This window comes from Candidatus Phytoplasma bonamiae (assembly GCF_030586845.1).
Taxonomy (GTDB): domain Bacteria; phylum Bacillota_I; class Bacilli_A; order Acholeplasmatales; family Acholeplasmataceae; genus Phytoplasma; species Phytoplasma bonamiae.
The window spans coordinates 1-2,649 of the sequence record NZ_JAOSIQ010000047.1; the positions used below are offsets into that span (position 1 = coordinate 1).

General features: G+C 18.8%; 2 protein-coding genes and 1 pseudogene. 1 reads left to right on the forward strand and 2 read right to left on the reverse strand.

Going from position 1 to position 2,649, the window contains the following annotated elements; all coding sequences use genetic code 11:
- Positions 1-28 precede the first annotated feature (28 nt).
- Entirely contained in the window at positions 29-421 is a 393-nt protein-coding gene (locus OC701_RS02565; protein WP_304514519.1) for an SVM family protein, read from the forward strand.
- 1,249 nt (positions 422-1,670) lie between these two features.
- Here OC701_RS02565 and OC701_RS02570 read toward each other — a convergent pair.
- Together OC701_RS02570 and OC701_RS02575 are read right to left on the reverse strand one after the other, a co-directional pair.
- Positions 1,671-1,997, reverse strand: coding sequence for a hypothetical protein (locus OC701_RS02570; RefSeq protein WP_304514520.1), 327 nt, complete (start codon positions 1,995-1,997; stop codon positions 1,671-1,673).
- A gap of 424 nt (positions 1,998-2,421) precedes the next feature.
- A pseudogene (locus tag OC701_RS02575) lies at positions 2,422-2,649 on the reverse strand (hypothetical protein); the annotation flags it as partial.

A 2,649-nucleotide genomic window follows, 5' to 3' on the forward strand; every position in this document is an offset into this window, starting at 1 on the left:
AATAAAATCAAAGGAGTTATAAGTTAAAATGATGCAAGTAAAAAATAAATTATTTTTACCATTCTTTTTAATGATTTATTTAGGATTATTCCTTTTAATTAATATTAATTCAGTTATGGCAATGGAACCAAACATTCCAGAAACTGGTAGTAGCGATCAATCTGCTCATCACAACCTTACCATTGAAGAAAACATAATTAATGTAAAACATAAAATTTATGATTATGCAACCCAAATAACAAACATAGATAAAACATTACAAGGAAATATCACTGATAATGAAAAAGAAAATCTCTTAAAATTAAAAGAAAATTTCAAAAAATTAATTGATAATCAAAAAGAACAATTAAAATTGTATAAAAACCTTTTAAACCATTTAAATGATGAAAATAAATCAAAATATTATCAACATACGAAATAATTTTATTTTTTATTAAAATATAAAAGACTCTTGCATAACCTGCTCTACTAAAAGGGTACCACTGATTAAAACAACCAAATATAATAAAAATAAACCGAATTAGTTTATTAAACCAATAAACTTTTCGGTTTTTTATTGTCTAAAAGCTGAAAAAATAAAAAAGGAAATTTAACATCATGTCGAAACGTCTGTATCATTTAATTACATTATTAGTTTCTTAAGTCGGCAAGCTCATTTTAAAGTTTTATTACTGCATGAAGAAACTAATTACAACTCTGAAATCAATACTTTATTTTTAAATTATCAAGATCTGCCTAAAATCAATCAATTACTGCGTCAACATGTCAATCCCCCATTTCAAAATTGATCCTGGTTGACAGAAAGAATATTTTTCTAATTTATTTTAGCAAAGGAATCATATGAAAAGCAGCGTGCTGGGAAATTTGCTCGCACCGTTTGGACGGGGGCTGATTGTAAATAAAACAGCAAAGATAAATCGCTGCATAAAACGCAATTAATCTATCCGTATTTTATTTCATAATTTTCAAGAAAATTTTCATTATTCTTTGATTTTGCCTTTTTGACTAAGATTTATTATTTAATTCTTCGAAGAAGTGAGTTTCATAGTGTTTAACTGATAAATTATTTGGCATCTGATAAAACAAATTTTTAATTTTATCAAATCTTTTTAGAATAGGCAGTTTAAGGTTTTTTGGTTTCTCCATAATATTTTTTTCTCTTTAACATTATCATTTTTTTATAAAATAATATAAAATAATGATAATTGCCGTTATCGACAATATTGATATAATTATAATAATCTGTTTTTTGGCAAAATTTTAATTGATTTATAAATGTTAATGATTTTTCTAAACTATATAAAATTGATTTTTTTTATATTTAATTAATTATTTTTTTGTCTTAGTAAGTAAATTTTAATTTTAAATATAAAATAATCGGATATAATTGAAAAAATATTTTACATAATTTACAAATTTATATTAAATAAAAAAACAATAAATATTAATCAATAATGAAATATTTTTAATAAATAAATTTTAAATTTATTAAAATTAATAAAATTGTTGATAAATAAAAATAAATTTTATTTTTTAATTTGTCAAAAATTTTTTAATTTAAAATAATATTGCGAAAATATAATTCTTACTAAGAAAGAATATTAAAAAAATTTTTAAATTTTATGAAATAAATAATTTTTTTATAAAAAATTTTTGATTTATAAAGTTATTTATTCTATTTTTATAGATACTAAATGATTTAGCAAATCATATTTTTTTATTTTTAAATTTTCTGCTTTTAATAAAGATTTTTTTTGAGTTATTTGGAGTTTTTTTATATTTTTTAGGATTATTGATTCGTGCTTTTGAATTTCATCGTTTAATTTTAAAACGATTATTTTTCTTATTTTTTCTAATTTAAAAATACTATTTGGATGTATCACTTTTATAGCGAAAACTTGATTATTTTTAATATTCATGTGAAATGTACAAAATAAAAATATCCAAAAAATTAAAAAAATATTCAATAATTTGTTTTTATTAATATAAAAATTCATTTTTAACCTCTTTTGGAAAATAATTTATGTCCGATAAAATTTTATCAAATAAAATACAATTATTTTCGAAAAATTTTAATTTTTTGATTTAAATTATAAAGTTAAAAATAAAAAATTAATTTTAAAATTTTAAATAATTTCATATAAATATAACTTAATAAATAATAAAATTTATAATTTTTATATAAAAAAGCAAAAATTTAAATATTAAAATTAATGATTATTATTTTTTAATTTTAAATTGCGATATTACTAACGAAATTTAGCAAAAATTATTTAATTTAGATTGAATAAATAAAATATTTCTTTTATATTTGTATTATATTAATTAATAAAGATAAATAATCAAATTCTTTCACACATATAAAGCCTTTTATTTTTGCTTTAAATTATTCTTTTTTTATCTTGCAAATTTTTTCCCTTTTTAAATTTGTTCTGTTAATTTATCGATTTGTAATTTCACAACTTCTTTTTTATAATTTAATAATCTTAAATCTTGTTTGATTGAATTTATTTTATTCTTTTTGGTTTTTAACAAGTTTTCTAAAGTCCGATTCGCTTTTAAGAATTGTTGATGATCAGGTAAATGTTCTAAAGCTTCATTGATGACTTCATATAAATATTGTTTAGCTTCTTCGCCGTAGGGATTTTT

Excerpts from the sequence above, each read along its gene's own strand:
- OC701_RS02565 (WP_304514519.1), top strand. The coding sequence starts at position 29 with ATGATGCAAGTAAAAAATAAATTATTTTTACCATTCTTTTTAATGATT.
- OC701_RS02570 (WP_304514520.1), bottom strand. The coding sequence starts at position 1,997 with ATGAATTTTTATATTAATAAAAACAAATTATTGAATATTTTTTTAATT.